Origin of the sequence: Gordonia otitidis NBRC 100426 (assembly GCF_000248075.1) — a bacterium.
Taxonomy (GTDB): Bacteria; Actinomycetota; Actinomycetes; order Mycobacteriales; family Mycobacteriaceae; genus Gordonia; species Gordonia otitidis.
This window is the reverse complement of sequence record NZ_BAFB01000123.1, coordinates 14,385-41,328: the sequence shown is the minus strand read 5'-3', so window position 1 is coordinate 41,328 and position 26,944 is coordinate 14,385. Positions and strand designations below refer to the sequence as shown.

The window sequence follows — 26,944 nt, the reverse complement described above, 5'->3', positions numbered from 1 at the left end:
CGCCTCACAGCAGGCCGCGTATCCCTCGGCAGGCGTGTCGGCGATCATCGTGCGATACCACGCGATCGACTCGGCGTGACGCTCGTCCGCGAGGTATTCCGCGGTGAACCAGCGGGTGAGGATGCCGTCGGCGATGGCGCCGACCCCGTCGGCGCGCACCGTCGCGGCCCGATCGATCCACGGTTGCGCGGGCGCGAAATGGGCTGAGGTACACAGCAGGGCCAGGTTGTTCACGCGTTCGGGATTGCGGATCGCCACTCGCATCGCGGTCAGCCCGCCCAGGGAGAGTCCGACGACATGCGCCGACGCGACGTCGAATCTGTCGAGTACCCCGACGAGGTCGTCGGCGAGGTCGTCGATGGTGTACGGCCCCGTCGGCACCGGCGACGCTCCGTGACCGCGCGTGTCGTAGCGCAACACGGCGAATCGCTCCTCGAGAGCACTCAATTGCGGGTCCCACATCCGATGTGTGGATCCCAGCGAATTCGACAGCACCACCACCGGTGCTCCCGGCTTACCCGAGAGGTGCGCGCTGACCTCGACGGCGCTCATCGGGTGGCCTCGAAGATCGCGGCGATCCCCTGCCCGCCACCGATGCACATGGTTTCCAACACATAGCGGGCGTCGCGACGCCGCGCCTCGTGAGCGGCCGTCGCGAGGATGCGGCCACCGGTCGCGCCGATCGGATGGCCCAGGGAGATGCCGGATCCGTTGGGATTGAGGCGGTCGTCCTCGGCGTCGACCTTCCACTCGGCGAGAACGGCGAGCACCTGGGCTGCGAATGCCTCGTTGAGTTCGATGAGGTCGATCTCGTCGAGTGTGAGGTCGGCGCGGGCGAGAGCGGCTGCGGTGGCGGCGACGGGCCCGATGCCCATCGTCTCCGGCGCGCAGCCGGTGACCGCCCACGAACGCAGGGTGAGCATGGGATCGAGGCCACGACGCTCCGCTTCGGCCCGTGTCGTGACGACGCACATGGCCGCGCCGTCATTCTGACCTGACGCGTTACCCGCCGTGACTGTCGCCTCGGAGTCGATGCGCTGTCGGATAGGGCGAAGTCCGGCAAGCGATTCCACGCTGGCATCTGCGCGCGGGTGTTCGTCACGATCGACTGTCACGTCGGGCTTGCCGCGCCGCCCCGGCACGGTCACGGCGACGATCTCGTCGTCGAACTTGCCGTCCTGTTGGGCGGCCACCGCACGATGGTGGGAGCGCACTGCCAACTCGTCCTGTTCGTCCCGACCGATCCGGTACTCACGACGCAGATTCTCCGCGGTCTCGATCATTCCGCCGGGCACGGGATGCGACTGCCCGCCCGCGGTCAGTCGTCCACGCTCGAGACGGTCCATCAGCTCGACGCCTCCCGCGCGCACACCGGTGCGCAGGCCGAGGGCGTAGTGCTCGACGTTTGACATCGACTCGGCGCCGCCCGCGATCACGAGGCCTGCGCCTCCGGTGGCGACCTGCGCGGCACCGTTCAGCACCGCTTGCAGGCCCGAACCGCAGCGTCGATCGACCTGCATGCCGGGGACTCCGACGCCGAGGCCCGCGTCGAGCGCCGCGATTCTGCCCAGAGCCGGCGACTCACCGTTCGAATAGCCCTGCCCAAGGATCACGTCGTCGACATCGCCCTCGCCGAGGCCGGTACGCGTGGTCAGTTCACGGAGCAATCCGGTGGCGAGATCGGCGACCGACATCGACGAGAGAGCACCTCCCATGCGGCCGACCGGCGTTCGCAGCGGGGAGCAGATCACGACATCTGTGGGGGCGTTCATGTCGTCAACCCTACGAACCGACAGCCATATTGAGAAGTATTCATTTGCGATCGAATAAGACTTCACAGATATCAATTGGGATAGCCTGAGCGCATGGAACTCCGCCACCTCAGGTACTTCCGCACCGTCGCGGAGGAACTGCACTTCGGACGCGCCGCCGAACGCCTGCACATCGCACAGCCACCGCTGTCGCAGCAGATCAGACAGCTCGAAGACGAACTCGGATTCCGACTGCTGGTGCGCACCACCCGCACGGTCGAACTCACCCCCGCGGGTAAGGCATACCTCGAACGAGCCGTCGCGATTCTCGACGCCGTCGACCACGCGGGCGCACATGCCAAGCGAATCGCCGAGGGCACACAGGGACGTCTCGCGATCGGATGCGTCGGATCGGCGACGTACTCACTGCTTCCCCGCCTGGTGCGAGCTCTGCGCGAGGAGCTTCCCGACGTCGACGTCAGTGTCCGCGGTGAGATGCTCGCACCTGCGCAAATCGCGGCACTGTTGGCCGGCGACATCGATCTCGCGCTGCTGCGCCCTCCCATCACAGCTCCCGAGGTCACCGTCACACCCGTACGTCGCGATCGACTCCTGATCGCCCTCCCCGACAGTCACGCACGCGCCGAGCAGCCCGCCGTCGCCCTTGCCGACCTGAACGACGACGACTTCATCTCCCATGCGGGACAAGGACGTTCGGTGATGCACACACAGTTGGCGGCGCTGTGCGCGGCGGCAGGTTTCGTCCCGCAGATCCGACACGAGGTGCAGGAGACCTCGACGCTGGTCACACTCGTCGCCGCCGGACTCGGCGTCGCGGTCGTACCCGCGCCGACCGCGGCGCTGGGCGTCGCTGGTGTCTGCTATCGCCCGCTGACACCCGAACCCGAGCCCGTCGACCTCGCCGCCGCCAGACTTGTGAGAGCCGACGCACCGCTCGTCGACCGCGCACTGCGCGTACTGCACGATGTCGCCGACGACGGTTCCTCGCTACCGACCTGAGCGTCGGGTCACCGCCCGGCAGCCTCCACGCGGGCGCGGATGGCGTCGACGAACACCGTCTGGATGTCGTTGGCCGTCTTCGCCACATACGACGTCCCGCCGGTCGCCCGCGCGATCTGCTCGAGCGACTCGGTGTCGGCGTCCTCGGAGATCCCGATGGTGAGCACGAGTACCGGACGGGCCGGGTCCTCGAGGCGCTTCAGCTGCGACAGCAACTGCCGGAGGGTGATGCTGTTGGGGTCCTCGTTCTGGCCGTCGGTCAGAATGATGACGCTGTTCGAGTAACTCGGGTCGTAGCTGTCCTGGACCTTCTTGAATGCCGCGAGCGTCGTGTCGTAGAGGCCGGTGCCACCTCCGAGTTCCGACGGTGCGAGACCGGCTCGCACCGCGGCGGCCAGTTCGTCGCGGTGAGTTCCCCCGCTTGCCGACGTCGCGTCGAGACGACGAATGGGCGAGAGTTCCTTCCAGTCCTGGCCCGGTCCGCCCTTGTTGACGCCGAATGCCCAACCACCGATCTCGGTGTTGTTGGGGAAGAGCTTGAGGCCCATCAGCGACGCGCCGATCGTCAGTTGGGCACGGGTTTCGTCGCCGTCCTTCTCGGCCATCGATCCGGATGTGTCCTCCACGACGAGCGTGCGGATCGGCACACCGAGCACCTGCCATTGGCGTAGCGCCTTGTCGACCTGTGAGGGGTCCTTGAGCGCCAACACCGTCAAACCCTTGGTGTCCCCGGGCTTTCGGAATCCCGCGTCGGTGATCGACGACGCGCCGTCGCCCGACGTGAGCGTGTCGGCGAGCTCTTTCCCGGCTGCCGTCGCAGTCTCCGAGCGCGACGACGGTGCGGTGTTCACAAGCGGATAGTCGAGCATCACGGTGCCGTCAGCGGGGATCGACGACGTGAGCTTCGAGCCTGGATGGGTTCGGGTGAACAGCGTCAATTGCTGCTCGGTGGTGACGACAGGCGTCGACGACGTGTTGGCCAGGTTGAGACGGGTGCCCTCGTTGTCGTTGGCGAGACGAGCGTTGTTCTGCTGGACCGCGAGGACGGTCATCGCGTCGACGAGATCGTCGTTGGTGAGCTTGCCCGCGTCGACCTCGGCGAGCGCGCCGACAATGGGTGCGTCTCCGGTGCTGGTGTCGATCGGGTTGCCTGCGCGCAGACCGTCGAGCTTCATCACCTCGACCCAGTTGGACAGGCGCCCGACCCGCGTTCCCGCCACGACCGTCGGTGTCGCGGCGATCGACGGCGACACGGTGTCGAGCTCTCGGCGCACCTGCGTGGTCACCCGCCGTGCCTGCTGGCTGGAATCGGGCACCCACAGGTCGGGTGTTTTGTCGCCGCTCGTCAGCAGCCCGGGGACGTCGGCGCCCGCCACCGCGGTGACGGTGTAGTCGTAGCAGGAATCCGACGACATCTTCGACGTCGCGTCGGCCACCGCGTCCCTGATCGACGGATCGGCTGCGATGTTCACCGGTGTCCGGTCGCCGCATCCGCCGACGACTCCCGACTTCCAGATCGCGATCCCGCCGACGATCGCGATGATCACCAGCAGCGCCGCAGCGCTCCACAGCCACACCCCGCGACGCCCACTGCGCGCCTCACGATGCTCGAATCCGAAGCCGTCACCCGAACCCGCCTTGCGCGTCGCCCTGTTACCGCGAGACGTCGACTGCTCGCCCCGGCCACCCGCGGCGGCTCGGCCCGACCCGGGCTGAGCCGCCTGCCGGCCCGACGGCGTCTGTCCTGCGCGTAGCCGGCTTGGCCCGCCCGGGCCAACCGTGCCCTGGGCAGGCGCACCAGGGCTCTGGCGTCGATCATCGGCGCCGTGCCCGGAGTCGCTCAGCCCAGAGCTGTCGGACCGAGAACCGTCGAACTCGGAATCGGAGTCGGAAAAATGCCGCCCCATGGTCGTGCGTCCCCCTGTGTCATCGGCGCCACCGCGCCGGGTCTGTGTGCGGCCGACCCCGTCCGGCCGCTACGCAAACACCTCACGAAACGTCGCCAGTGACTTGTTCAGGTCGCCCGAGACCGCCATGGCCGCGGCTTTACCCGCGGGTCCGATCAACGGCAGACCGCCCAGATCAACAGTGAAGACTACTGACGAACCGGCGTCCGTGGGAGAAATGGCGAGATCGAGTTTTGCTTTGATCCCACCCTTGCCACTGCCCTTGAGCCGGACCTGGCGGGTGGGTTCGAAGGCGTCGACGACCCAGTCGAATCGAATCCGGGTTCCCTTCACGATGACGACGGACGAGATCTCGGTGCCCTTCGCGAGTTCACCCGGCTCGGGAAGCGGCGAGCGCCAGGCGTCGTGCAGGATCAGCCACTCCGAGTACCGACTCAGATCCGATGCTGCTGACCAGGTATCTTCCGGAGAGAGATCGACCTCGATGGAGCCGCTCGTCTTAGCCATGGTTCGTCAGCCTAGCGTCACCACCGCAGCCCGGTGCCTACTGGGCCGATTTCTGCGCGCACACGACGTGACCATCAGGATCACCGAGGTCGAGGCTTACGCCGGCCCGCACGACCCTGCGTCGCACGCCTACGTCCGCACGCCCCGCTCCGAGATCATGTACGGACCGCCGTCGCGGCTGTACGTGTACCGCATCCATGGGCATCACTGCGCCAACGTGGTGACCGGACCAGACGGCGAGGCGTCGGCCGTGCTGCTTCGTGCGGGTGAGGTCGTCGACGGCCTCGACGTCGCGCTTCGCCGACGCGGCGAACAAATCGCGGCGTCGAAACTCGCTCGCGGCCCCGGGAATCTGACCCGGGCGCTCGGGATCACGATGGCCGATCTCGGCGTCGACCTCGACGCTGTCGGGTCACGCGGCGTCCGACTCCTCACCCCTGGTGAGATCGACGGCCCCGTGTCGACACCGCTCGCGATCAGCTCGGGTCCGCGCGTCGGGGTGCGACGCAATGCCCACGTCGCGTGGCGCTACTGGATCACCGACGATCCGACGGTGTCGGCCTACCGACGTCATCCCCGGGCCGACTAGAGCGAGCGCAGAGACAAAAGTTGCGGTTGCGATCGGTCACCCGTGGTGACACCGATCGCAACCGCAACCTGGTTCGAAGACGCTCAGCCGTTGGCCGGGGGCTGCTCGTTCGTGGGCTTCTGTTCCGCCGGGTTCTGCGGGGCTGAGTTCTGGGGGGCCGGACTCTGGGGGTTCTGGTTCTGCGGGGCCGGGTTCTGCTGCGCGGGCTTGTCCTCCTCGGCGCCGACAGCCTTGCGCGCTGCTTCCTGCGCCTTGTCGACCTTGTCGGCGTACTTGCCACCGGTCGCCTTGTCGATGGCGTCGCCGCCCTTGTCGATCAGGCTCGGGTTACCCCGCAGCGCTTCCTTGGCCTTGTCCACGAGTCCTTTGAGATCCATGTCTTCTCCTCGTCACCGCTCTGCGTCATCGCTCTGCGGGTCGGGTTCGCGCAGCCCGGTCGGCCACGTCACAGTGCCGTCGAGTCTAGGACCATCGAGGCGGCGAGGCTATGACCCCGCAAGGCTGCCCGCGGCGACCTCCTCGGCTTCCATACGGGCAGCCTCCTGTTTCGCGACGATGCGCGGCCCGATGCGCGACATGATCTCGACGGCGACGATGCCGACCGCCGCCGAGATGAACGCCACGGAGTTCATCTGCCAATTCGACGAGTCGAGCTTGAACATGTGCTGGGTGAACGGCCACGAGAAGATCAGCACGTAGGCACCCGCCGAGGCCGCGATGAGCAGCACTTTCCACCACGTGTACGGGCGGGCCACCACGGCAAGGACGTACACCGCGATCGCGATCAACGTGATCAGCGTTGCGGTCGCGGCCTGTGTCTGATGCGGCGACAGCTCCACCGAGTCGCCGCCGAGCGAGTTGCCCTCACCACCGGGATTGACGATCAGATACGTGACGAAGGCACAGAGTCCGACGATGATGCCGTTCGGCACCGCCTGCGTGAGCACACGCCGCACGAAACCAGGACGCGCCCGCTCGTTGTTGGGTGCCAGCGAAAGGATGAACGCGGGGATACCGATGGTGAACCACGCGGCGATCGTCACGTGGATCGGCTGGAACGGGTAGCTGATCGACGGTGTGCCGAACAGCTTCGCCCCGAGCCCGGCAATGCCGACGAACAGTGCGAGCAGCACGGCGTAGACGGTCTTGGTGAGGAACAGGTTGGAGACGCGCTCGATGTTGCCGATGACCCTCCGGCCCTCCCCGACCACGTACGGCAGGGTGGCGAACTTGTTGTCCAACAACACGATCTGCGCCACCGCCCGAGCAGCCGAACTGCCCGAACCCATCGCGACCCCGATGTCGGCGTCCTTGAGGGCCAGCACGTCGTTGACACCGTCGCCGGTCATCGCGACGTTGTTGCCGTCGGATTGCAGCGCGCGCACCATGGCACGTTTCTGGTCGGGCCTGACCCGACCGAACGTCACACCCTGTTCGACGGCGTGCGCGAGTTGGTTCGGTTCGGTCGGCAGTTCGCGGGCGTCGACGGAGGTGTCGGGCGAGCCGAGGCCGAGGGACTCCGCGACGGCCCCGACGGAGCGGGCATTGTCACCGGAGATGATCTTGACGGCGACGTCCTGCTCCTCGAAGTAGTCGAGGGTAGGTCGCGCGTCGGATCGCACGCGCTGCTCGAGAACGACGAGCGCGACCGGTGTCAGGTGGCCCGGAGTGGCAGAGCCCGACTCGGGTTCGGTGTCGACCGGGACGTCGAGGCGTGCGAGGAGCAGGATGCGCAACCCTTGCGAGCCGAGTTCGCTCGCGACCCGCGCGGGTTCGGATTCGTCGTCGAGCAGCACGTCGGGCGCACCGAGGACCCAGTTGCCCGCGTCGTGGCCGTCGGTATCCACGAACGACATGCCACTCCACTTCTTGGCGGAGGTGAACGGTTCGACGGCCGACGTCGACCACTCTGGGGCGTCGGCGTAGGCCTCGCCGATGGCCTGCATGCTCGCGTTGGGGCTGCGGTCGTTCTTCGCCAGTGCCGCGAGCGCCTGCTCGGCCCGGGTTCGACGCTCAGTGGGGGCCGTGCCGTCGTCGACGTGACCGTTCTCGTCGATCGTCCGCAGCTCGGACAGGCGCATCCCGTTCTCGGTGAGGGTGCCGGTCTTGTCGGCGCACACGATGTTGACGCGGGCCAGCCCTTCGATCGCCGGCAGCTCGTTGACCAGGCACTGTCGCTGGCCGAGCCGGATGACACCGACAGCGAACGCGATCGACATCATCAGCACGAGCCCCTCGGGGACCATCGGCACGAGCGCGGCCACCATGCCCAGCAGCGACGCGCGTAGTCCGTTGTTGCTGATGAACAACTGGTTGACGATGGTCAGCAAGCCGGCGGGAATCAGTAGCCAGGTGATGACCCGAAGGATCTGGTTGATCCCTGAACGCAGCTCCGACTTGACCAGCGTGAACTTCGACGCCTCGGACGCCAATTGAGCCGCGTAGGCATCCGAACCGACCTTGGTCGCGCGGTAGGCCCCGGCACCCGACACCGCAAAACTTCCCGAGAGCACCTTGTCGCCGACGGATTTGTCGATGGGATCGGCCTCGCCGGTCAGCAGCGACTCGTCGACGTCGAGGACATACGACTCGACGATCTCGCCGTCGACGACGATCTGGTCGCCCGCACCGATCTCGATGATGTCGTCGAGGACGACCTCGTTGGGCGGGATCTCGGAGACCTCGCCATCGCGTCGCACGCGTGGTTTGGCCTGTCCGACGATGGCGAGTTTGTCGAGGGTCCTCTTGGCGCGGATCTCCTGGATGATGCCGATACCGCTGTTGGCGATGATCAGCAGGCCGAAGAGTCCGTTGATGAGCGACCCGGTGAAGACGACGATCGCGAACAGCACGCCGAGGATGGCGTTGATCCGCGTGAAGACGTTGGACCGGATGATGTCGCCGACCGAACGTCCCGAGCGGTCGGGCATATCGTTGACCTTGCCGTCGGCGACCCGCTGCGCGACCTCGTCGGCGGTGAGCCCGCGCTCGGGTGTCGTGGCGCTCTGCTCGCTCACGCGGACCTCTCCCACCAGTTCGGAGTGCGCGTGCCCGTGCCCTCACGGTTGACGACGTCGACGGTGCCGCCGGGCTGCGGCACGACGACGGTGGTGCCTTGCCGTTGCGCGGCAGGAAGTAGGCGGGTGATCGGGTCGGCCCACGAGTGCCGGGCCAGACTGAACGTGCCCCAGTGGATGGGGAGGAACACGGAATCGGCACCCGCGGCCGACGACACCATGCTGTGCACGGCGAGAGCTTCTTCCGGGTCCACGTGGACGTCCGGCCAGACGGGATCGTAGGCACCGACGGCGATGAGCGTCAGGTCGAACGGACCGTGCTCGGCACCGAGTTCTTCGAATCGTTCGGTGTAACCGGTGTCTCCGGAGAAGAAGAAGCGGTGGCGCGGCCCCACGACTGCCCAACTGGCCCACTGGGTCATGTTGCGGACCAGCGCACGTCCGGAGAAATGTCGCGCGGGACCGCAGAAGAACTCCACATGCTCGCCCGACGTACCGCGCCGTACCGAGACATTCTCACCGACGTCGGCCTGCAGGATTCTCTCCAGCGGAATGCCCCATGAGAGGAGGTGGGCGCCCACACCGATCGGTGCGACGAACACGGCGTCGGGTGACGCCGCCGCCAGCGCGACCACCGACTCCATGTCGAGGTGGTCGTAGTGGTCGTGGCTGAGGAGCACGACGTCGATGACCGGGAGGTCGGCGACAGTGACGGGTGACGGGTGCATCCGCGCAGGTCCGACGAACTTCGTCGGCGAGCACCGCTCGCTGAACACGGGATCGGTGAGGATGCGCATGCCGTCGAGTTCGACGAGTGCCGACGCGTGCCCGAGCCACGTCACGGTGAGTGCGCCCGCCTCGGCGTCGAACCTGGGCACCGTGACGAGAACGGGACGACTCGGGCGGCCCGGACCGCGTGCCATCTCGAGGAACACATTCGTGTCGGGTGACACGCCGAATGCCGACGGCTCAGGATTCGCGAAGACGCCGTCGACGAGATGATCCGACGACGCCACGAACGGTGCGATCGCGTCACGGTCGGCACCGAGCGCACGGGCCGCGGGAAGGCCCGCCGCGGCCAACGCCCCGGTCGCGGTGTCGGCGACGCGGTTACCCGTCTCGACGAGGCGACCGATCATCGGACCACCAACCTACATACGCGGATGCCAACGCTCATCGAATCCGTCATCGGGCGAACGCTCCTAGCGACCATTCCGCCACACTATCGTCCGCAGACGCGATCCACGGGAACCAGACCGTCCCGACCTCCGAGGTCAGCGCTGGTCACCGGATTCACCGACCGCAGCAAACGGTGTCGACCCGACGACGTCACTGATAGGCTTCGGGACATCTATCCGTTTCAACTGGGGAGTGAACGGTCCGTTGGCTCGGATGTCCGTCGACGACAGACGCACAGCACTGGTCGAATCCGCGTATCGCGTGATCGCCGACCACGGCGTCGAAGGCGCAACAACCAGACGCATCTGCGCACACGCGGGAATGCCACTCGCCAGCTTCCACTACGTCTTCGAGAGCCGCACCGCACTGCTCTGGGCGGTGATGGAAAAGGCTGTGCCCGAAGATGTTTCGTTGATGCTGGAGTCGCTGCTGCCGGTCGGGGGGTCGACGGCGACGGGGGTCGACGCCATGCGAGCGAAGATGTTCGAACAACTCGACGCGTTCTACATGCTCCTCAAAGCGGACCCGGGACGACTGCAAGCCACCATCTCGCTCGGCATCTACGCGCACAATCATCCGGAATTGCAGCCCGCAGGCAAGCAGATGTACGAGCACCTCTATGGCCTTACGGCGCAAGGACTGCGCGCGGCCGGCGAGCATGCGCAGATTGCGTGGCGGACTCCGGTGGAGCAGATCGCCCCCGCCTTCATCGCGAACATCATCGCAATCACGCTCGTCTACCTGTCCACAGCCGACGACAGCGCGCTGGGCACGATCACCGAGTCACTGGTGCGTGAGGTGATGACACACGTGGCACCTCGCTGAGTATTCCGCCGGTCTCGATTGGCGCAACGCCGTATCGACGCCGACACTGGAACGATGCGTGATGTGCTGGCGAGGATGCTCGACGGGCTGAGCCGAGGGCCGGTGGCCCTGGCCCGCATCATCAGCACGAGTGGACCGACTCCGCGGGGTGTCGGTGCGGCGATGGTCGTGACAGCCGACGGAGAGGTCATCGGGTCGATCTCCGGTGGATGCGTCGAGTCTGCGCTGGTGCACACCTGCACCGCCGTGCTCGACGATGGCGAAGCCGTCGTAGAGCACTTCGGTATCGCCGATGCCGACGGTATCGAAATAGGCCTGACCTGCGGCGGAACGCTCGATGTGCTCGTCGAACGGGTCGATGCTCTCCGTCGTCCAGCAGTGCAACAACTCGTCGGACACCTCGCAGCCGACCGTCGGGTGGCATGGGCGACAACTCTCGCAGCCGCGCCCGAGTGGCACTTCGTGACGTCGCCGACCAGCCCCCCGTGGCGTCGACTCGACCGCGACGTCGCCGATCTGCTCGCGTCGGGACGGAGCGGAATCATCGGCGTCGACGACTGCGATGAACCACCCGGAGAACCGTTCGAGGGCTCCCGGCCGCGGACGTTCGTACACACCTTCGCCGCCCCACCACGGCTTATCCTGGTGGGCGCCAACGACTTCGTGCGGGCGACGTGCGGTGTCGGTCGGGCACTCGGCTACCGGGTGACCGTCGTCGACGCTCGCCCCGTCTTTGCCACACGCGCACGCTTTCCCGATGCCGACGAAATAGTCGTCGACTGGCCGCACCGCTACCTGGAGTCCGAAATCCGTTCCGGGGCAGTCGATGCGACCACTGCAGTGTGCGTGATGACGCATGATCCCAAGTTCGACGTCCCGACACTGCGGGTTGCCCTCGCTGGTACAGACGTGGGGTTCGTCGGAGCCCTGGGATCACGTAGGACGGTCACCGATCGCAACTCGCGACTCGTCGAATCAGGAGTCACCGCAGCACAGTTGGCGCGTCTACGATCGCCGCTCGGACTCGATCTCGGTGGACACACACCTGCCGAGGTCGCCGTGTCGATCGCAGCACAACTGATCGCCGAGCGTCACGACGCCTCGACGAGAGCCTTGCACACGACGTCGGGTCCGCTCCATCGCTGAAGCGGACCCGACGTCGAGTTGATCGACAGCGCAGTGGTTCTACGCGTCTTCCTTCGGAGCCTCCGCGGGCGTGCCCGACGTCGACGATGTCGCACTCTCGGTGCTCGACGCCGGAATGTCGGTGGTCATCGACATCACGTCCTGTGCGGGCAGCACATGCTTACCGGTCTTGTCGCACGAGAGCGCAAGCGAACTGATGTATTGCTTCTCACCGTTCGGTCCCGGTACCGCCGAGGCGATCATGTCCGGACGCTCGAACTCGATGTTGGTGACGCAGCACAGCAGCTTCTCGTCGGTGGGGTTGCCGTGTTCGTCGTACATCGGGATGTCGATGCCGTCGTCGACGCGGCGCAGGTAGTACTTGCCCTTCGTCGCGATCGCGAAGATCGGAGGAAGAACGATCGCGAGCACCAGCGCCACCAGCGGCGAGTACGGCTGGATCGCGTCGCCGAACACATGGAAGTACACCAGGATCGACGCACCCGCCGAGATCAGGAGCGAACCGAATCCGACCGGGTTGACGCTGTAGATCATGCCGCGCCGGAACTCGGGCTGCTTGGGCGAGATGCCCAGGATGTACTTGTTGATCACGATGTCGGAGGCGACCACCGCGATCCACGCGATACCGCAGTTGGCGTAGAAGTTCAGCAGGTTGTTGAGGAAGCTGAACATGTTGGCTTCCATCAGGATGATCGCGATGATCACATTGAAGAACAGGAAGACCAGTCGGCCGGGGTAGGTCTTGGTGACGCGTGTGAACGCATTGGTCCATGCCAGCGAGCCCGAGTAGGCATTGGTCACATTGATCTTGACCTGGCTGATCACCACGAGGATGACGGCGAGGGTCAAGGCGAGCCAGTGCGGCAGGAAGTCCTGGTAGATCTCGACGAACTGATGGACGGGCTGGTTCGCGATGCCTGCATTGTCGACGCTGATGCCGATCAGGTAGACGGCGAGGAACAGGCCCACGATCTGCTTGAGAGCACCGAAGAACACCCAGCCCGGACCGGCGATGAGCGTTGCGGCCCACCACTTCCGCTTGTTGTCGGGGGTGCGGGGCGGCATGAAGCGCAGGTAGTCGACCTGCTCGGCGATCTGCGCGATGAGGGACAGACAGACACCGGCGGCAAGCATCGTGCCCGCGAAGCTGACGCCCTTGCCCGCCGGGTTACCGTCACCGTCGACACCGCTGAATGCGAAGAAGTCGCCGATGGCCGACGGGTGCTTGATGACCAGATAGATGAACGGCAGCACCATCATGACCAGCCACAGCGGGGTGGTCCACACCTGCAGTTTCGCAAGGGTGTTCATGCCGTAGATCACGAGCGGGATGATCAGCACCGAGGAGAGCAGATAGCCGATCCACAGCGGAATGTGCAGCCCCAGCTCGAGGCCCTGCGCCATGATCGAGCCCTCGAGGGCGAAGAAGATGAAGGTGAACGACGCGAAGATGACATTCGTCAGCACTGAGCCGTAGTAGCCGAAACCGCTTCCGCGCGTGATGAGGTCGAGATCGATGTTGTACCGCGCCGCGTAGAAGGCAAGCGGGTAACCGGTGACCACGATGACCACGGCGAAGAACAGGATGCCCCACAGGGCATTTCCGGTTCCGTTGGCGATGCCGATGTTGGCGCCGATCGCGAAGTCGGCGAGGTAGGCGATGCCACCGAGCGCGGAGATGGCGACGACGCCCGGTCCCCACTTACGGTAGCTGCGGGGGGCGAAACGAAGTGTGTAGTCCTCCAGGGTTTCACGCATGGCCGCGGCCTGCGCGCCTGTGGCGATGATGCTGTGTTCGGCGTTCTCAATCTCGCCGACCTCGTCGGCGACCTCGCCGACGGGTTCGTGATGCTTATCGGTGGCCATCGGCCCTCCTGCGTGATCCGAGTTACAGACCGGCCCAACGTACGGACGCCATGTTTCGGTGAGTTACTCGGAATGTTTCACGCAGGAAAACTAGACATCACACGCAGAACGCCTCCGCGGCACGACTTCGTGCACCGTGCGGAGGTCGCCCCTGTTGGCGAAACGTGTTGTCCGATCTACTTTCCCGTGAATCTCGGCTTTCTCTTCTCGGAGCGCGCGACGCGCCCCTCGGTGAGGTCTGCACTCTCCCACGCTCGTCGCATCGCGGCCTGGCGGTCAGCCGGCGCCTCGTCGCGGGCACCGTCGCCGTTGAGCACCAACTTGTAGTGCTGCAGCGTCAACGGGGCGAATTCGGCGATGGTGGCTGCCCAGTGCTGAGCGTCGGTGAGGTCACCGATCCGGTTGGCGAACCCGAGCGCGTGTGCACGATCGGCGGAGAGCGGATCGCAGCCGATCAGCATGCCGCGTGCCTGGCCGGCCCCGACGAGCGAGACGAGGCGTCGAATGGTCCACTCGTCGACGGCGACACCGAGTTTCGCGGCCGGAATACCCGCGAGGGCGTCGGGTGCCATGACGCGCAGGTCTGCGGCCATCGCCAACTGCAGTCCCGCGCCGAGTGCGGAACCGTTGAGCGCGGCGATCACGGGGACGGGAACCGACTCGATCTGCCTGAGCGTGGCGATGAGCTTTTCCAGGAAGCCCGGGTCGTAGACCGGACCCGACAGGTCGGCGCCCGCGCTGAACACACTGCCGCGGCCGGTGACCACGATGGCCCTACTGCCCGCGTCGACGGCATCGGCGAACGCCGTGGCGAGTCCGGAGACCATGTCCTCGTTGAGTGCGTTGCGCTTGTCCGGACGATCTAGCTCGATCGTCGTCACCGAACCTTCTGCATGCGAGTGGATCATGGGCGAAGAGTACCCACGACCGGCGCGACGCGGTGGACGTGGGCCGTCACGACGGGGTGGACGGCTGGCACGCGCGGCGTGCGGTGGACGGCTGGCACGCGCGGCGTGCGGTGAATGCTGTAACCCGAATCCGCCGATACGACCCAAGTACGGTCAGTGTGGTGAGCGCTGCATCGCATGGCACGGTCGTCGACGCCGACCACCTCCCGGACCCGCACTCCGACGCGCTGGTCATCGGCGGAGGGCAAGCCGGGCTGTCGGCGGCGTATTTCCTGCAGCGCTTCGGACTCGACGAGCGGTACCAACTCCTCGACCACGCGCCGGGCCCCGGCGGCGCCTGGCAGTTCCGGTGGCCCACGCTGACGCTTGCCGGAACCAACAGGGTCCACGATCTTCCCGGATACGGACTCGAGGAGGCGGTCGGCGATGGGCGCGGTGAGTACCCGGCGTCGTCGACGGTGCCCGAATACTTCTCGAAGTACGAGGAGAGGTTCGGACTGCGGGTGCGTCGGCCAGTCGACGTGCGGTCGGTCGAGTGCGACGGCGAGATGTTCCGGGTGACTCTCGGCGGCCGACTGCGCGGGCGGGAAATCACCACGCGCACGTTGATCAATGCGACCGGAACGTGGGAACGGCCGTTCATCCCGCACATACCCGGCGCCGCAGACTTTCGCGGCAGGCAACTGCACACCCACGATTACACGGGTCCCGACGAGTTCGCAGGTCAACGCGTGCTGGTCGTCGGCGCAGGGATCTCGGCGGTCCAGCTGCTGATCGAGATCGCTCGACGCGCCCCCGGTGTGCGGACGTTCTGGTGTTCGCGTACCAAGCCGCGATTCGATCCGCATCCGTTCTCGCCGGAGCTCGGACGCGAAGCCGTTGCGCGCGTCGAGCGTCGTGTCCGTGCGGGTCTGCCACCGACGTCAGTGGTGTCGGTGACCGGGCTCGCCCTGACGCCCACGATCGAGGCCGCCCAGCGCGACGGCATTCTCGACGGCTGGCGACCGATGTTCACCCGGATCACCGAGACCGGAGTCTGCTGGGACTGTGCGGGCGGGTCGGCGGGTGACGAGGTGTCCGCGGGCGAGCATCTCGAGGTCGACGTCATCTTCTGGAACACCGGGTTTCGAAGCGCGCTGGATCATCTCGCCCCGCTTCATCTCCGGGGTCCGGGAGGCGGGATCGTGATGACCGGTCGGCTCGCGACCACCGTGGCCGACGACCCGCGTATCCAACTGCTCGGGTACGGCCCGTCGGCGTCGACGATCGGCGCCAACCGAGCGGGCCGGGAGGCGGCGCGCAACGTCGTCAACCTCCTGGCCACCGGCTGATCGCGCAGAGTTTCATCGTGAATTCTTGACATAGTGTTGTGTTTTCACAACACTATGTCGTGTGAGCCCAGTGCGACGGGGAGAGAAGCTTCCCATCTACAACCGGATCGGCGTGCTCCGCGCCGAGCGCAGGATGTCGCGTGCGGACCTGGCAGCACTGGTCGGGGTCAACGTCCAATCGGTCGGGGCACTCGAGCGGGGCGACAACTATCCGAGCCTCGACCTCGCCTTCCGCATCTGCGACGTCTTCGGCCTACCGGTAGAGGCCGTGTTCAGCCGCACCGAGTTCACCGCGATGTCGGCGGAGTTGTACGGCCGCCCGGCAGACAGTTCGCGCCGGGGCACGGCCCCACCCGGACCCGATCCGTCCGCTTCAGACCCGTCCACTTCACACACGTCTACGGAGGTCTGACCGATGCACGACCCCAACTCCGCGATCCCCGACGACGCCAAACCCGCACTGTGGCTGCGCTACGACGAATGGCGAGGTGAACGGCATCGTCGTTTCAACGAACGCAATGCGCGCAAGCTCGTCGGCTGGCGCAGGCGTACTGTCTATCGCCGGCTCGTCGTCGTACAGGCCATCTGCGCTCTACTCGTTCTGATCGGCGCACTCGTCGCCTTCTGGTCACGCGAATGGTTCATCATCCCGCTGGCGACAGGGATCATCGGTGCACTCGTCTGCCAGCGGCTGCTGCGGATCGTCACCGGCTCTGTTGGTGACGCGCCCGTGTCCGCGCTCGACGAGATCCAACTGGCGCAGCGCAATTCGGCACGTTCCATCGCCTACTTCGCGCTCTTCACGCTGATGTTCATCCCGTACGCCATTCTCGTCACACTCGGTGGATTCGATCAGGTGCGTGGCCAGTACGTCTACGGGACCGGCATGTTGCTCATCGCACTGGTGCTCGGTGCGGTCTTCATCCCGTCGATGCTCACCGCGTGGTGGATGGCCGACGCCGACCCGGAGGATCTCGACTTACCCGGCGACACAGACCTTTACAGCGGCCCCGGATTTCACACCAACCAAGGGAGGACTTCGCCATGAACGCAGGAGCGCTCACGGTGGACAGATTGTCCAAGCGATACGGCGACGTCGTCGCGCTCGACGACATGACCTTCACCGTCGCCCCCGGCGAGATCTTCGGCTTCGTCGGCAGCAATGGTGCAGGCAAGTCGACGACGATGCGCATCATCCTCGGTGTGCTCGAACCGGATTCAGGTCGGGTAACACTCGGCGACGCACCGATAGACCTGCGCACCCGACGTCGAATCGGTTACATGCCGGAGGAACGCGGACTGTATCCCAAGATGAAGGTCGGCGAACAGCTCGTCTTTCTCGCGCGCCTGCACGGTATGAGCGCCGATGCCGCCGCAGACAGCGCACGACGGTGGACTCAGCGCCTCGGCGTCGACCAACGCTACGACGACAACGTCGCCGACCTGTCGCTCGGCAATCAGCAACGTGTGCAGCTTGCGGCCGCGCTGGTACACGATCCGGACGTACTCGTCCTCGACGAACCGTTCTCCGGACTCGACCCGGTCGCCGTCGACGTGATGAGTGATGTGCTGAAAGAGAAAGCAGCCGAAGGTATTCCGGTCATCTTCTCGTCCCACCAGCTCGATCTCGTGCAGCGATTGTGCGACCGCGTCGGCATCGTCGCCACGGGAAGGATGCGAGCGGAAGGCGCCGTCGACGATCTCCGCACGCGTGCCGGTGTCATCCTCGAAATCGACGGCCCCGATTCGACGACGCGCTGGGCCGACGACTGCCCCGGTGTGTTGGAAGCCGACTATCAAACCGGCGGTGCCCGGCTCCGCGTCGACCCCACTGCGCTCGATGACCAGGCGGTGCTCGGTCGTGCGCTCGACAACGGGCCGGTTCACCGCTTTGCCCGGACCACACCCGATCTGACCGAACTGTTCCGAGAGGTGGTGACGGCATGACCGCGCCCACGTCCAGCAACCACACATCTACCGACAGCACGCGGTCGTCGTCCGAGGGGGCCGGTGCGCTGCAGTCGATTCGGCTCGTGGCACAACGTGAGATCGCCACCCGCGCGAAGACCCGCTCGTTCGTCATCAGCACCGTCGTCCTGATGCTCGTCATCGTCGTCGGATTGATCGTCTGGAAGGCGATTGCCGGCGGCGGCACCGACCCCGAACGCGTGGGACTCTCCGGCGACGCCGCGCTGTCGTCGACCATCCAGCAGTCCGGTCAGGCAAGCGGCACACCGGTGACCGTCATCGCGATCTCCGGCGACAACACGCTGACGCAAGCGCGCGACCGCGTCGAGTCGGGCGACCTCGACGCCGCTGTGGTGCGCGGCGCTGGCGACTCGTACACGGTCGTCAGCAAAACGGGACTCTCGGATGCTCTCTCCGGTGTTCTCCAGGGATCGATTCAGCAGAATGCGTTGTCGGAGGGACTCGCCGCACGCGGAGTGGACGCGTCGTCGTTGCCGACGCCGAAGGTCGACACCGCCCAAACCACACCTGACAAACCGGACCAAGCACAGCGGATCGTGATCGCGCTCGTCGGCGCCATTTTGCTCATCACAGCGATCATGTTGGGCGGCAACATGATCGCGGTGGGTGTCGTCGAGGAGAAGACGTCGCGGATCGTCGAGCTCCTACTCGCGACGGTCAAACCGCTGCACCTGATGTGGGGCAAGATCCTCGGGATCGGTGCGGTCGCGCTGGGACAGGTGGTGATACTCGGGGCGACCGCGCTGATCGCCGGCCTGGCCACCGGGATGTTGACGATCGCGGGCACTGCCATCTGGATGTTCCTCGCAGTGCTGGTGTGGTTCCTGCTCGGTTACCTGTTCTTCGCGACACTGTATGCCGCTGCGGGAGCACTGGTTTCCCGACAGGAAGAACTCGGTTCGACGATCATGCCGCTGACCGTGCTGTCGTTGGCCGTGATGTACGCGGGCATCTTCGGGGTGCAGGCGCTGCAGTCGACGTTCATCGAGGTACTGACGTGGATTCCACCGTTCTCGGCGGTGCTGATGCCGATCCGGATCGCCACCGGGGACACCAACGTTATGCAGATCGTCATCACACTGGTCCTGATGCTGCTGGCCTGCGCCGCCGCGACCTGGTTCGCCGCGCGCATCTACCAGCAGTCGATCCTGCGCACCGGCAGCCGCGTCAAGTGGTCCGAGGTGCTGTCGATGGCGCGGTAGGGCGCGAGGCTCCGGGGCTTCGGGGCTCCGGGCGGGGCGTGGGCGGCTGGCTGCGGGGTGGGCGCGGGGCAGCTCTCGGGGCGGGGGCTCGCCGGCTCTCCGGCGGAGTCGGCGCGGGGCAGCTCTCGGGCGGGGGCTCGCGGGTCAAAGCCGGCTCTCCGGCGAGGTCGGCGCGGGGCAGCTCTCGGGGCGGGGCCTCGCGGGTCAGAGCCGGCTCTCGGCTAGGCGCGGGCCCGGGGCAGCTCTCGGGCGGGGGCTCGCGGGTCAGAGCCGACTCTCGGCTCGGCGCGGACCCCAGGGCGGCGCCAGAACCCGCGGAAAGAATCCTTCCCCGAGAATCTGACCCTTCCCCGAGAAACAACCCGCGGAAGGGTCAGAAACCCACGGAAGAGATCCCTCCCCTACTTTCTGCGGCCGGAGCCCGGCCCTCCCCTACTTTCTGCGGCGACAGCCGCCCCTTCCCCTACTTTCCGCAGCCCGAGCCGCCCCTTCCCCCACTTTCCGCAGCCCGAGCCGACCCTCCCCCCACTTTCCGCACCCAGACCCGCCCCCCACCTTCCGCCGCAGCTGGCGTAGGTCCCCACCAACACGTACGACGGCCCGGACGCGGGGCATCACGCGACGGCAGACACCCCGGCGCCCTCGCTCGACGAGTCGCCCCGGCCGTCGGGGGTCGGGGCCGGGCCGTGCGGTACGAAGTCGCGGCTGCGGATCAGCAGCAGTGCTGCCACACCCCCGATGAGCGCGACGGCGCCGCTGATCCAGAACAGCGTGTTGAGGGCGTCGGCGTAGGCAGCGTGCTTGCCGCCGGCGGGGTTCTCGCGCATCGAGGAGCTCAGCTGCGAGCTGAACGCCGTGCCGTACACCGCGATACCGACGGCGATGCCGATCTGACGGAAGGTCGTGTTGATGCCCGACGCCATGCCGGAGCGGTGCACGTCGACGACGCCGACCGCGGTCGCGGCGAGCGGTGGGTTGACCAGGCCGCTGCCGATACCCGCGACGATCAGGCCGGGAATCAGATGTGTCCACGACGAGTTCTGGTCGAGTCCGGCCATCACGAACAAGCCGACGCCGACGATGATCAGGCCGGGGCCGATCAGCCAGCGCACCGGCATCTTCTCCGACAGACGCCCGGCGATCGTGGCACTGACCATCGTGCAGCCCGACATCACGAGCAGGCGCAGACCCGTTTGCAGTGCGGAGTAGCCGAGGCCGTCCTGCAGGTAGAGCACCACATACAGCAGCATCGCGAACAGTGAGCCGTTCATCGCGAACGCGGCGATCAGTCCGCCGGTGAAGGTCGGGATGCGCAGGAGCGAGAGGTCGAACATCGGCTCGTCGACTCGCAACTCGATGACGACGAACACCACCAGCAACACCGCCGCGGCGATGAACGAACCGACCACCACGCCATCACTCCACGAGTGCTGACCGGCTTCGGTGAAGCCGTACACCAGAGCAACCAGGCCCGCGGTGAACGAGACGACGCCCGGCCAGTCGATCCGTCGCGCATGAGGCGAGCGCGATTCGTCAACCAACTTCCAGGTGATCAGCAGCGCGACTATACCGATGGGCAGGTTGACCAGGAAGATGGCCCGCCAACTGACCCCGGTGGTCAGCACGCCGCCGAGGATGGGGCCGAGAGCCGTCGACACGCCCGTGACCGCTCCCCACGCACCGAACGCGACGCCGCGTTCGCGACCGTGGAAGGTCGACGCGAGCAGTGCGAGCGACGTCGAGAACAGTGCCGCTCCGCCGACGCCCTGCAGCGCGCGCGACACGATCAGCATGACCGGGTCCTGGGCGACGCCACACAGCAGCGAACCGAGGGTGAAGATCACCAGTCCGATCGAGAAGATCCGCCGTCTACCGAACTTGTCGGCGATCGACCCCGACGTCAGCAGCAACGACGCCAGCGCGAGTGCGTAGGCATCGGTGACCCACTGCAACTGGCTGAAGCTCGCACCGAGTGCCGTCTTGATGTCAGGAAGAGCGACGACGACGATCGTCACGTCGAGCAGCAGCATGAAGGTCGCCGCGCAGACGACGACAAGCGTCCACCATTTACGTTCCATGAGTTGAGTCCCTTTCGAGAAGTTGGCCCGAAATCCGTGCGTCAGCGCACGTCGAGCGGCATGACTCAAGTGTGATCTCGACTCGGCGGTAAGTCGCAAAGGCACCTTGATTCCGTAAAATCATGGACGTGGGAGCCACAACGTCGCCGGAATCCTCCATCTTGGACAGCCTCGACACGAGAATCGCTCGCGCAATCCAACTGTCTCCGCGCGCGTCGTTCCGTGAGATCGCCGACGTCCTCGGAGTGGCGGAGCAGACGATCGCCCGTCGCTATCGGCGATTACGCCGCGACGGCCTCCTGCGGGTCACCATGGCGACCGATCCGCGCGCGACCGGCAACTCGACGTGGCTCGTGCGGGTCCGGTGCCGCCCCGAGGGAGCCGACGCGATCGCCGCGGCACTCGCAGCACGAGACGACGTGTCGTGGGTCTCGATCTACGAGGCAGGCTGGGAGATCGTCTTCAACCTGCGCGCGGCGGAACCCTACGGAGGCATGGAACTGCTGACCCGCACCCTCCCCAAGGCAGCACCCGTCCTCGACGTGCGCCCAGCAGTCGTGCTGCACACGTATGCCGGTGGTGCACCGACGGATTGGGAGGGCTGGCACGACGCACTGACCCGTCCGGAAGCGGATGCGCTTGCCGCGACGAGGATTCCACGAGGGCCCAAGGACGGGGCGTCGTCGACGACCATCGACCGCGCCGATCGCGCGATCATCGATGTCCTGAGCCGCGACGGCCGCACGTCGTAACACCGACCTCGCACGAGCAGTCGGTTCGACGCCGGGAAAGGTGACCCGCCGCGTTGAACGACTCGTCTTCGCGGGTATCGCCTACTTCGACGTCGACCTCGCCGCCGCCGCGATGGGGCGGGACGCCATCGCGATCTGGCTGACGGTCCAACCCCGACATCTGGCTGCCGTTGGCGAAGCGTTGGCAGCACATCCCGACGTTCCGTTCGCGGTCGCCGTGACCGGACAGGCCAACCTGTCGGCGAGCGTGATGGTGCGGAACACCGACGAACTGTACGAATTCGTCACCGACGTACTCGGATCACTCGACGGCGTCACCGGATACGAGATGCTTCCACTTCTGGCACGCGTGAAGAACGCCGGCTCGCTCGTCAGTGGGGATCGCCTTGCACCGCCGAAGGTGTCGACGTCTCAGATCTCGCCGAAGCGCCGAAGCGCCTCTTCACGTTCCGCCTTGTGATCGACGATGGGGTCGGGATAGTCGTCGGTCTCGAACTCCGGAATCCAGCGGCGGATGTAGTCCCCGTCGGGATCGAACTTCTTGGCCTGCGTTTCCGGGTTGAACACTCGAAAGTACGGTGCCGCATCGGTTCCCGTGCCCGCCGCCCACTGCCACCCGTGCTGGTTCGACGCCATGTCGCCGTCGGTGAGCTGATCGAGGAAATGCCGTGCACCCCACCACCACGGCAGATGCAGGTCTTTGACCAGGAACGACGCCGCGATCATGCGCACCCGATTGTGCATGAATCCGGTTTCGCTCAACTGACGCATCCCGGCATCGACGAGCGGAAAGCCGGTTCGGCCTTCACGCCAGGCATCGAACCGTTTCTCGGCGGCTTTACCGGTGTCGAGCGAGATGTCGTCGAACTGATCATTCCAGTTGTGCCACAAGCTCTTCGGCCAGTGATAGAGGACGTCGGCGTAGAAGTCGCGGAATGCCAGTTCTCGGAGATACGCCTGCGCGGACTTGGACCTGCCCAGGTCGTCGGCCATCGTGCGCGGGTGGATGTTGCCGAACTTCAGGTATGCCGACATCCTGCTCGACGCGTCGAGATCGGGACGGTCGCGGTCGGAGTCGTATCCCGAGAGATCGTCGTCGACGAAGGCACGCCAGCGTTCAAGTGCCGCGTCCTCGCCCGCCGGAAGGTCGAGGTCGACGGGGGCGGCCGGAATCCTGATGCGGCCCGACGGGTGAATGTCGCTGGGATTCAGCAGATTCGACGGCGCGCCGGTCGTCGCGGGCGACCGCCATCCGTGGTCGCCCCAGGCGCGGAAGAACGGTGTGAACACCTTGTACGGTGTGCCGTCGGACTTCGTCACCCTGCCGGGCGAGACGAGGTAAGGCGAGCCGACCGGCTGCCACGACGCCCCTGACGCTTCCAGCGACTGCGCGACGGCATCGTCTCGGCGTCGACCGAAAGGCGAGAAATCCTCGCTGACGTGCACCGATTCCGCAGACACGGCGTCGACGAGTCGCGGGATCTCCTCGTCCGGTCGTCCACGTACGACAAGCAGGTTGCCGTCGAGCTTGGCGTCCAACTCGCGCAGCGAGTCGTAGAGGAAGGCGAGACGTCGCTCGCCCGACGACTTCTCGAGACGAGGGTCGAGCACGAAACACACGAGCACCTGGCGCTTGCCGTCACCGATCGCCTCGCCGAGTGCCGGCAGATCGTTGAGACGAAGATCTCGCCTCAACCAGCACAACGCCGGTGCATCGACATCCGATGCACCGGCGCTCTTGCGTTGAGAGGCGATCTAACCCACGCCCAGAAGGTCGATGACGAACACCAGGGTCCGTCCCGAAAGTCGGTGACCTGCGCCTTCGGGGCCGTAGGCGAGCGCGGGCGGGACGGTCAGTCGGCGTCGGCCACCGACCTTCATCCCCGGAATGCCCTGCTGCCAGCCCGGGATGAGCCGGTCGAGCGGGAAGTTGGCCGACTGGCCGCGATCCCAGGACGAATCGAACTCTTCACCCGACTCGAAGTCGACACCCACGTAATGCACGTCGACGACGTCGCTCGGCTTGGCCTCCTCGCCGTCGCCGACGATGATGTCGGCGATCTCGAGCTCAGTGGGCGCAGGGCCCTCCTGGAACTCGACTTCTGGCTTCTCGGTGCTGGTCACGGGACTCTCCTTTGAGTCGTCGGGCGGTCAAGTCGATGCGACGAACTCAGCGGTCGCCCATCGTGATGTAGTCGCGCTCGGGGTATCCGGTGTAGAGCTGACGCGGACGGCCGATCTTGGTTGCGGGATCGGTGTTCATCTCACGCCAGTGAGCGATCCAGCCCGGCAGCCGTCCGAGTGCGAACAGCACCGTGAACATGCGGGTCGGGAAGCCCATCGCCCGGTAGATGACGCCGGTGTAGAAGTCGACGTTCGGGTAGAGCTTGCGTGAGATGAAGTAGTCGTCGTTGAGGGCGACTTCTTCGAGTCCCTTGGCGATGTCGAGCAGATCGTCCTGGACACCGAGCGATTCGAGGATCGTGTCAGCCGTCTTCTTCACGATCGCGGCACGCGGGTCGTAGTTCTTGTAGACGCGGTGTCCGAAGCCCATGAGCTTCACACCGTCTTCCTTGTTCTTGACCTTGGTCATGAACGCCTTGGTGTCGCCACCGGAGGCCTTGATGTCCTCGAGCATTTCGAGGACAGCCTGGTTGGCGCCGCCGTGCAACGGTCCCCACAGTGCGTTGATGCCACCCGAGATCGAGGTGAACAGGTTGGCCTGCGACGAACCGACCAGGCGCACCGTCGACGTCGAGCAGTTCTGCTCGTGATCGGCGTGCAGGATGAACAGCATGTCGAGGGCCTTGGCGACCTCGGGATTGACCACGTAGGGCTCAGCGGGGAAGCCGAAGGTCATCCGCAGGAAGTTCTCCACCAACGACAGCGAGTTGTCGGGGTACAGGAAGGGCTGGCCCGCCGACTTCTTGTAGGCGTACGCGGCGATCGTCGGCAGCTTGGCCAGCAGACGGATCGTCGAGAGTTCGACCTGCTCGGGATCCTTGGGATCGAGCGAGTCCTGGTAATACGCACTCAGCGCATTGACCGCACTCGACAGCACGGGCATCGGATGCGCGTTGCGCGGGAAGCCGTCGAAGAAGCGCTTCAGATCCTCGTGCAACAGTGTGTGCCGCTGGATCTTGTTGTTGAACTCCTCGAGCTGGCTCGGTGTCGGCAGTTCGCCGTAGATCAGCAGGTAACTGACCTCGATGAAGGTCGACTTCTCAGCCAGTTGGTCGATCGGGATACCCCGGTAACGCAGGATTCCTGCTTCGCCGTCGATGTAGGTGATCGCGGACTTGCAGGCTGCTGTGTTGACAAAGCCGCCGTCGAACGTCGTGAGATTCGTTTCTGCGAGGAACTTACCCAGTGCAACCGAATCACTGCCCGCGGTGGCCTTGAGAATGGGAAGCTCGAGCTGCCCACCGGGGTAAGTAAACGTCGACGAGGCGGTATCCGATGCCGAGTCGGCGGGAGCTGTTTCAGCGGACACTCCAAAACCCCTTTACTCAGGTATGAGACCCACAGGTGCATGTGACGCACTGTGAGTCGGACTCTCCGTTACTAAACGTAGTCGGTTATCGACATGCGCGCCCACGGAGGGTCCAAAGCCGGGTCCATCGCCGGGCACCGGTTGCGCATCATCCGGGGCGCAGCACGGTTCACGTTTCCAGCACAACCACCCGTGACCTGCGAACGAATGCGAGCATGCCCGGCTCGGTCCTTCCCCTACTCTTTGCCCCTTCCCCGCGAAGAAACTCGCGGAAGGGGACGGAACCAGCGGAAGGATTGTTTCCCCTAGTTTCTGCACCGCACCGGAGGGTTTCTGCACCGCACCGGAGGCTCGCCGGACCGTCGGCGCCGAGGCATTCGCTGCCACTCAGGACGCGTCGAGCTCGCTCGACCATGGCGGGTCGGCGCCCGGACGGGAAACGGTCACCGCGGCGACCCGTGCTGCGTACTCGGCAGCACGCGTCCAGTAGTCGGCGTCGCGTGCACGGACTGCGGCGGCGGACAGGTCTCCCGACTCGTCGAAGAAGTGGAGCAGGCCGCCCAGAACGCTGTCGCCGGCGCCGATGGTGTCGACCACATCGGTCGCGGGAGCCGGGGCCAATACGCTGAATTCGCTTGTGCGCACGGAGATTCCGTCGCCTCCATGCGTGATCACGACAGCGCCCGCACCTTCGCGCAGCCAATCGTCGACCGACGACCCGTCGACGCCGTTGCCGAGCCAATCCACGTCCTCGTCGGAGAGTTTGAGGACGTCGATCATCGGCAACCAGTCGAGGAACCGTCGGCGATAGAAATCCGGATCGTCGATGACTGCCGGACGAATGTTGGGATCCAGTGCGATGAGCCGTCCGGCGTCGTGCGCTCTGCGCATCACCAGCTCGTACACACTCGCTCCCGGTTCGAGAACCATCGACAGCGTCCCGAAGCACACCGCGGAGACCGTGGCCGCGAAGTCGCCGGGCTCGGCGACCAGTCGGTCGGCCGTGCCCTCGACATAGAACGAGTAGTGCGCGCCGCCGTCGGAGCCGATCGTCGCCAACGCGAGCGACGTCGGTTCGGGCCGACGTTGGACCAGGGTGGTGCCGACACCGCCCGCCGCGAGGGCAGCCATGATCGCGTCACCGTAGGTGTCGGTGGACACCGCCGAGCAGAAGGAGACAGCGCTACCGAGTCGACCTAGTGTTATCGCGACGTTGAACGGGCCGCCGCCCAGTGCGGGCTGCAGCGGCGGAAGGTGCGCGGGATCAGCACCGGGAGCGGCTGTCGAGACGACGTCGACGAGCGCCTCACCGCAAACGACGATTTCTCTCACCGGGCGACTCCCATGTGTGGCACGCGCCCAGTGTGCCATCCCGACGCGGCAT

At 66.0% G+C, this 26,944-nt stretch carries 25 protein-coding genes; 11 read left to right on the top strand and 14 right to left on the bottom strand.

Annotated elements, in window-relative coordinates; genetic code table 11:
* Together GOOTI_RS12990 and GOOTI_RS12985 are read right to left on the bottom strand one after the other, a co-directional pair.
* Nucleotides 1-552 (bottom strand): alpha/beta fold hydrolase (locus GOOTI_RS12990; protein WP_007239054.1); only part of this gene is annotated, 552 nt, incomplete at its 3' end.
* Nucleotides 549-1,772 carry an acetyl-CoA C-acetyltransferase gene (locus GOOTI_RS12985; protein WP_039994069.1) on the bottom strand — a complete coding sequence of 408 codons (1,224 nt, stop codon included), beginning with the start codon at nucleotides 1,770-1,772 and terminating at the stop codon, nucleotides 549-551. The genes GOOTI_RS12985 and GOOTI_RS12990, both read right to left, overlap by 4 nt.
* A gap of 93 nt (nucleotides 1,773-1,865) precedes the next feature.
* Here GOOTI_RS12985 and GOOTI_RS12980 point away from each other — a divergent pair, with 93 nt between their 5' ends.
* Nucleotides 1,866-2,771, top strand: a complete 906-nt coding sequence (locus GOOTI_RS12980; RefSeq protein ID WP_007239052.1) for a LysR substrate-binding domain-containing protein — start codon at nucleotides 1,866-1,868, stop codon at nucleotides 2,769-2,771.
* A gap of 8 nt (nucleotides 2,772-2,779) precedes the next feature.
* Here the strand turns inward: GOOTI_RS12980 and GOOTI_RS12975 are convergent, their stop codons facing one another.
* On the bottom strand, nucleotides 2,780-4,678 hold the full coding sequence (locus tag GOOTI_RS12975) for a VWA domain-containing protein (protein WP_007239051.1): 1,899 nt from the start codon (nucleotides 4,676-4,678) through the stop codon (nucleotides 2,780-2,782).
* 69 nt (nucleotides 4,679-4,747) lie between these two features.
* On the bottom strand, nucleotides 4,748-5,185 hold the full coding sequence (locus GOOTI_RS12970) for a type II toxin-antitoxin system Rv0910 family toxin (protein WP_007239050.1): 438 nt from the start codon (nucleotides 5,183-5,185) through the stop codon (nucleotides 4,748-4,750).
* On the opposite strand from GOOTI_RS12970, the gene GOOTI_RS12965 reads away from it, so the two are divergent.
* A complete protein-coding gene (locus GOOTI_RS12965) occupies nucleotides 5,163-5,774 on the top strand; it encodes a DNA-3-methyladenine glycosylase (RefSeq protein WP_007239049.1) in 612 nt (203 codons plus the stop codon). The two genes, GOOTI_RS12970 and GOOTI_RS12965, sit on opposite strands and share 23 nt — an antisense overlap.
* A gap of 83 nt (nucleotides 5,775-5,857) precedes the next feature.
* Here GOOTI_RS12965 and GOOTI_RS12960 read toward each other — a convergent pair whose 3' ends face one another.
* From GOOTI_RS12960 to GOOTI_RS12950, 3 genes are all read right to left on the bottom strand, one after another.
* Nucleotides 5,858-6,151: an antitoxin gene (locus GOOTI_RS12960; protein ID WP_007239048.1), complete on the bottom strand. Its 294-nt coding sequence runs from the start codon at nucleotides 6,149-6,151 to the stop codon at nucleotides 5,858-5,860.
* Nucleotides 6,152-6,259: 108 nt separating this feature from the next.
* Nucleotides 6,260-8,791, bottom strand: a complete 2,532-nt coding sequence (locus GOOTI_RS12955; RefSeq protein ID WP_007239047.1) for an HAD-IC family P-type ATPase — start codon at nucleotides 8,789-8,791, stop codon at nucleotides 6,260-6,262.
* Nucleotides 8,788-9,930, bottom strand: a complete 1,143-nt coding sequence (locus GOOTI_RS12950) for an MBL fold metallo-hydrolase (protein WP_007239046.1) — start codon at nucleotides 9,928-9,930, stop codon at nucleotides 8,788-8,790. The genes GOOTI_RS12955 and GOOTI_RS12950 overlap by 4 nt, the downstream gene beginning before the upstream one ends.
* Before the next feature lie 253 nt (nucleotides 9,931-10,183).
* On the opposite strand from GOOTI_RS12950, the gene GOOTI_RS12945 reads away from it, so the two are divergent.
* Both GOOTI_RS12945 and GOOTI_RS12940 read left to right on the top strand, forming a co-directional pair.
* The gene (locus tag GOOTI_RS12945; protein ID WP_007239045.1) at nucleotides 10,184-10,795 is read left to right on the top strand and encodes a TetR/AcrR family transcriptional regulator; all 612 of its coding nucleotides are present in this window, start codon (nucleotides 10,184-10,186) and stop codon (nucleotides 10,793-10,795) included.
* A 54-nt stretch (nucleotides 10,796-10,849) separates the two neighbouring features.
* Entirely contained in the window at nucleotides 10,850-11,941 is a 1,092-nt protein-coding gene (locus tag GOOTI_RS12940) for an XdhC family protein (protein WP_039994068.1), read from the top strand.
* Between the two features lie 39 nt (nucleotides 11,942-11,980).
* Here the strand turns inward: GOOTI_RS12940 and GOOTI_RS12935 are convergent, their stop codons facing one another.
* The gene (locus GOOTI_RS12935; RefSeq protein ID WP_007239043.1) at nucleotides 11,981-13,807 is read right to left on the bottom strand and encodes a purine-cytosine permease family protein; all 1,827 of its coding nucleotides are present in this window, start codon (nucleotides 13,805-13,807) and stop codon (nucleotides 11,981-11,983) included.
* Nucleotides 13,808-13,983: 176 nt separating this feature from the next.
* On the bottom strand, nucleotides 13,984-14,715 hold the full coding sequence (locus GOOTI_RS12930; RefSeq protein WP_039994067.1) for an enoyl-CoA hydratase: 732 nt from the start codon (nucleotides 14,713-14,715) through the stop codon (nucleotides 13,984-13,986).
* Nucleotides 14,716-14,873: 158 nt separating this feature from the next.
* Here GOOTI_RS12930 and GOOTI_RS12925 point away from each other — a divergent pair, with 158 nt between their 5' ends.
* The 5 genes from GOOTI_RS12925 to GOOTI_RS12905 all read left to right on the top strand — a co-directional run bounded on the left by GOOTI_RS12925 (nucleotide 14,874) and on the right by GOOTI_RS12905 (nucleotide 19,237).
* The gene (locus GOOTI_RS12925; protein WP_007239041.1) at nucleotides 14,874-16,046 is read left to right on the top strand and encodes an NAD(P)-binding domain-containing protein; all 1,173 of its coding nucleotides are present in this window, start codon (nucleotides 14,874-14,876) and stop codon (nucleotides 16,044-16,046) included.
* A 61-nt stretch (nucleotides 16,047-16,107) separates the two neighbouring features.
* A complete protein-coding gene (locus GOOTI_RS12920; RefSeq protein WP_039994065.1) occupies nucleotides 16,108-16,458 on the top strand; it encodes a helix-turn-helix transcriptional regulator in 351 nt (116 codons plus the stop codon).
* Between the two features lie 3 nt (nucleotides 16,459-16,461).
* Complete coding sequence (locus GOOTI_RS12915) at nucleotides 16,462-17,094, top strand: hypothetical protein (RefSeq protein ID WP_007239039.1); 633 nt, start codon at nucleotides 16,462-16,464, stop codon at nucleotides 17,092-17,094.
* A complete protein-coding gene (locus GOOTI_RS12910; RefSeq protein ID WP_007239038.1) occupies nucleotides 17,091-17,993 on the top strand; it encodes an ABC transporter ATP-binding protein in 903 nt (300 codons plus the stop codon). Before GOOTI_RS12915 ends, GOOTI_RS12910 begins: the two co-directional genes overlap by 4 nt.
* Nucleotides 17,990-19,237 (top strand): ABC transporter permease, encoded by a 1,248-nt coding sequence (locus tag GOOTI_RS12905; protein ID WP_007239037.1) that lies wholly within the window; start codon nucleotides 17,990-17,992, stop codon nucleotides 19,235-19,237. The genes GOOTI_RS12910 and GOOTI_RS12905 overlap by 4 nt, the downstream gene beginning before the upstream one ends.
* A 614-nt stretch (nucleotides 19,238-19,851) precedes the next feature.
* On the opposite strand, the gene GOOTI_RS12900 is transcribed toward GOOTI_RS12905, so the two are convergent.
* Nucleotides 19,852-21,315 (bottom strand): MFS transporter, encoded by a 1,464-nt coding sequence (locus GOOTI_RS12900; RefSeq protein ID WP_007239036.1) that lies wholly within the window; start codon nucleotides 21,313-21,315, stop codon nucleotides 19,852-19,854.
* A 128-nt stretch (nucleotides 21,316-21,443) separates the two neighbouring features.
* Here GOOTI_RS12900 and GOOTI_RS26810 point away from each other — a divergent pair, with 128 nt between their 5' ends.
* A complete protein-coding gene (locus GOOTI_RS26810; RefSeq protein WP_227921951.1) occupies nucleotides 21,444-22,067 on the top strand; it encodes an Lrp/AsnC family transcriptional regulator in 624 nt (207 codons plus the stop codon).
* Between the two features lie 40 nt (nucleotides 22,068-22,107).
* Nucleotides 22,108-22,527, top strand: a complete 420-nt coding sequence (locus GOOTI_RS26805) for an Lrp/AsnC family transcriptional regulator (RefSeq protein WP_007239034.1) — start codon at nucleotides 22,108-22,110, stop codon at nucleotides 22,525-22,527.
* Here GOOTI_RS26805 and GOOTI_RS12890 read toward each other — a convergent pair.
* The 4 genes from GOOTI_RS12890 to GOOTI_RS12875 form a co-directional block, all read right to left on the bottom strand.
* Nucleotides 22,479-23,762, bottom strand: a complete 1,284-nt coding sequence (locus tag GOOTI_RS12890) for a cryptochrome/photolyase family protein (protein WP_007239033.1) — start codon at nucleotides 23,760-23,762, stop codon at nucleotides 22,479-22,481. The two genes, GOOTI_RS26805 and GOOTI_RS12890, sit on opposite strands and share 49 nt — an antisense overlap.
* 60 nt (nucleotides 23,763-23,822) lie before the next feature.
* Nucleotides 23,823-24,191, bottom strand: a complete 369-nt coding sequence (locus GOOTI_RS12885; protein ID WP_007239032.1) for an FKBP-type peptidyl-prolyl cis-trans isomerase — start codon at nucleotides 24,189-24,191, stop codon at nucleotides 23,823-23,825.
* 46 nt (nucleotides 24,192-24,237) lie between these two features.
* The gene (locus GOOTI_RS12880) at nucleotides 24,238-25,560 is read right to left on the bottom strand and encodes a citrate synthase (protein ID WP_007239031.1); all 1,323 of its coding nucleotides are present in this window, start codon (nucleotides 25,558-25,560) and stop codon (nucleotides 24,238-24,240) included.
* Nucleotides 25,561-25,947: 387 nt separating this feature from the next.
* Nucleotides 25,948-26,892, bottom strand: coding sequence for a carbohydrate kinase family protein (locus GOOTI_RS12875; protein WP_007239030.1), 945 nt, complete (start codon nucleotides 26,890-26,892; stop codon nucleotides 25,948-25,950).
* Nucleotides 26,893-26,944: the final 52 nt, after the last annotated feature.

Bases quoted from the DNA above. Each gene is read 5' to 3' on its own strand.
- GOOTI_RS12985 (WP_039994069.1), bottom strand. From the start codon at position 1,772: ATGAACGCCCCCACAGATGTCGTGATCTGCTCCCCGCTGCGAACGCCG.
- GOOTI_RS12980 (WP_007239052.1), top strand. From the start codon at position 1,866: ATGGAACTCCGCCACCTCAGGTACTTCCGCACCGTCGCGGAGGAACTG.
- GOOTI_RS12975 (WP_007239051.1), bottom strand. From the start codon at position 4,678: ATGGGGCGGCATTTTTCCGACTCCGATTCCGAGTTCGACGGTTCTCGG.
- GOOTI_RS12965 (WP_007239049.1), top strand. From the start codon at position 5,163: ATGGAGCCGCTCGTCTTAGCCATGGTTCGTCAGCCTAGCGTCACCACC.
- GOOTI_RS12970 (WP_007239050.1), bottom strand. From the start codon at position 5,185: ATGGCTAAGACGAGCGGCTCCATCGAGGTCGATCTCTCTCCGGAAGAT.
- GOOTI_RS12960 (WP_007239048.1), bottom strand. From the start codon at position 6,151: ATGGATCTCAAAGGACTCGTGGACAAGGCCAAGGAAGCGCTGCGGGGT.
- GOOTI_RS12950 (WP_007239046.1), bottom strand. From the start codon at position 9,930: ATGATCGGTCGCCTCGTCGAGACGGGTAACCGCGTCGCCGACACCGCG.
- GOOTI_RS12945 (WP_007239045.1), top strand. From the start codon at position 10,184: ATGTCCGTCGACGACAGACGCACAGCACTGGTCGAATCCGCGTATCGC.
- GOOTI_RS12940 (WP_039994068.1), top strand. From the start codon at position 10,850: ATGCGTGATGTGCTGGCGAGGATGCTCGACGGGCTGAGCCGAGGGCCG.
- GOOTI_RS12935 (WP_007239043.1), bottom strand. From the start codon at position 13,807: ATGGCCACCGATAAGCATCACGAACCCGTCGGCGAGGTCGCCGACGAG.
- GOOTI_RS12930 (WP_039994067.1), bottom strand. From the start codon at position 14,715: ATGATCCACTCGCATGCAGAAGGTTCGGTGACGACGATCGAGCTAGAT.
- GOOTI_RS12915 (WP_007239039.1), top strand. From the start codon at position 16,462: ATGCACGACCCCAACTCCGCGATCCCCGACGACGCCAAACCCGCACTG.
- GOOTI_RS12910 (WP_007239038.1), top strand. From the start codon at position 17,091: ATGAACGCAGGAGCGCTCACGGTGGACAGATTGTCCAAGCGATACGGC.
- GOOTI_RS12905 (WP_007239037.1), top strand. From the start codon at position 17,990: ATGACCGCGCCCACGTCCAGCAACCACACATCTACCGACAGCACGCGG.
- GOOTI_RS12900 (WP_007239036.1), bottom strand. From the start codon at position 21,315: ATGGAACGTAAATGGTGGACGCTTGTCGTCGTCTGCGCGGCGACCTTC.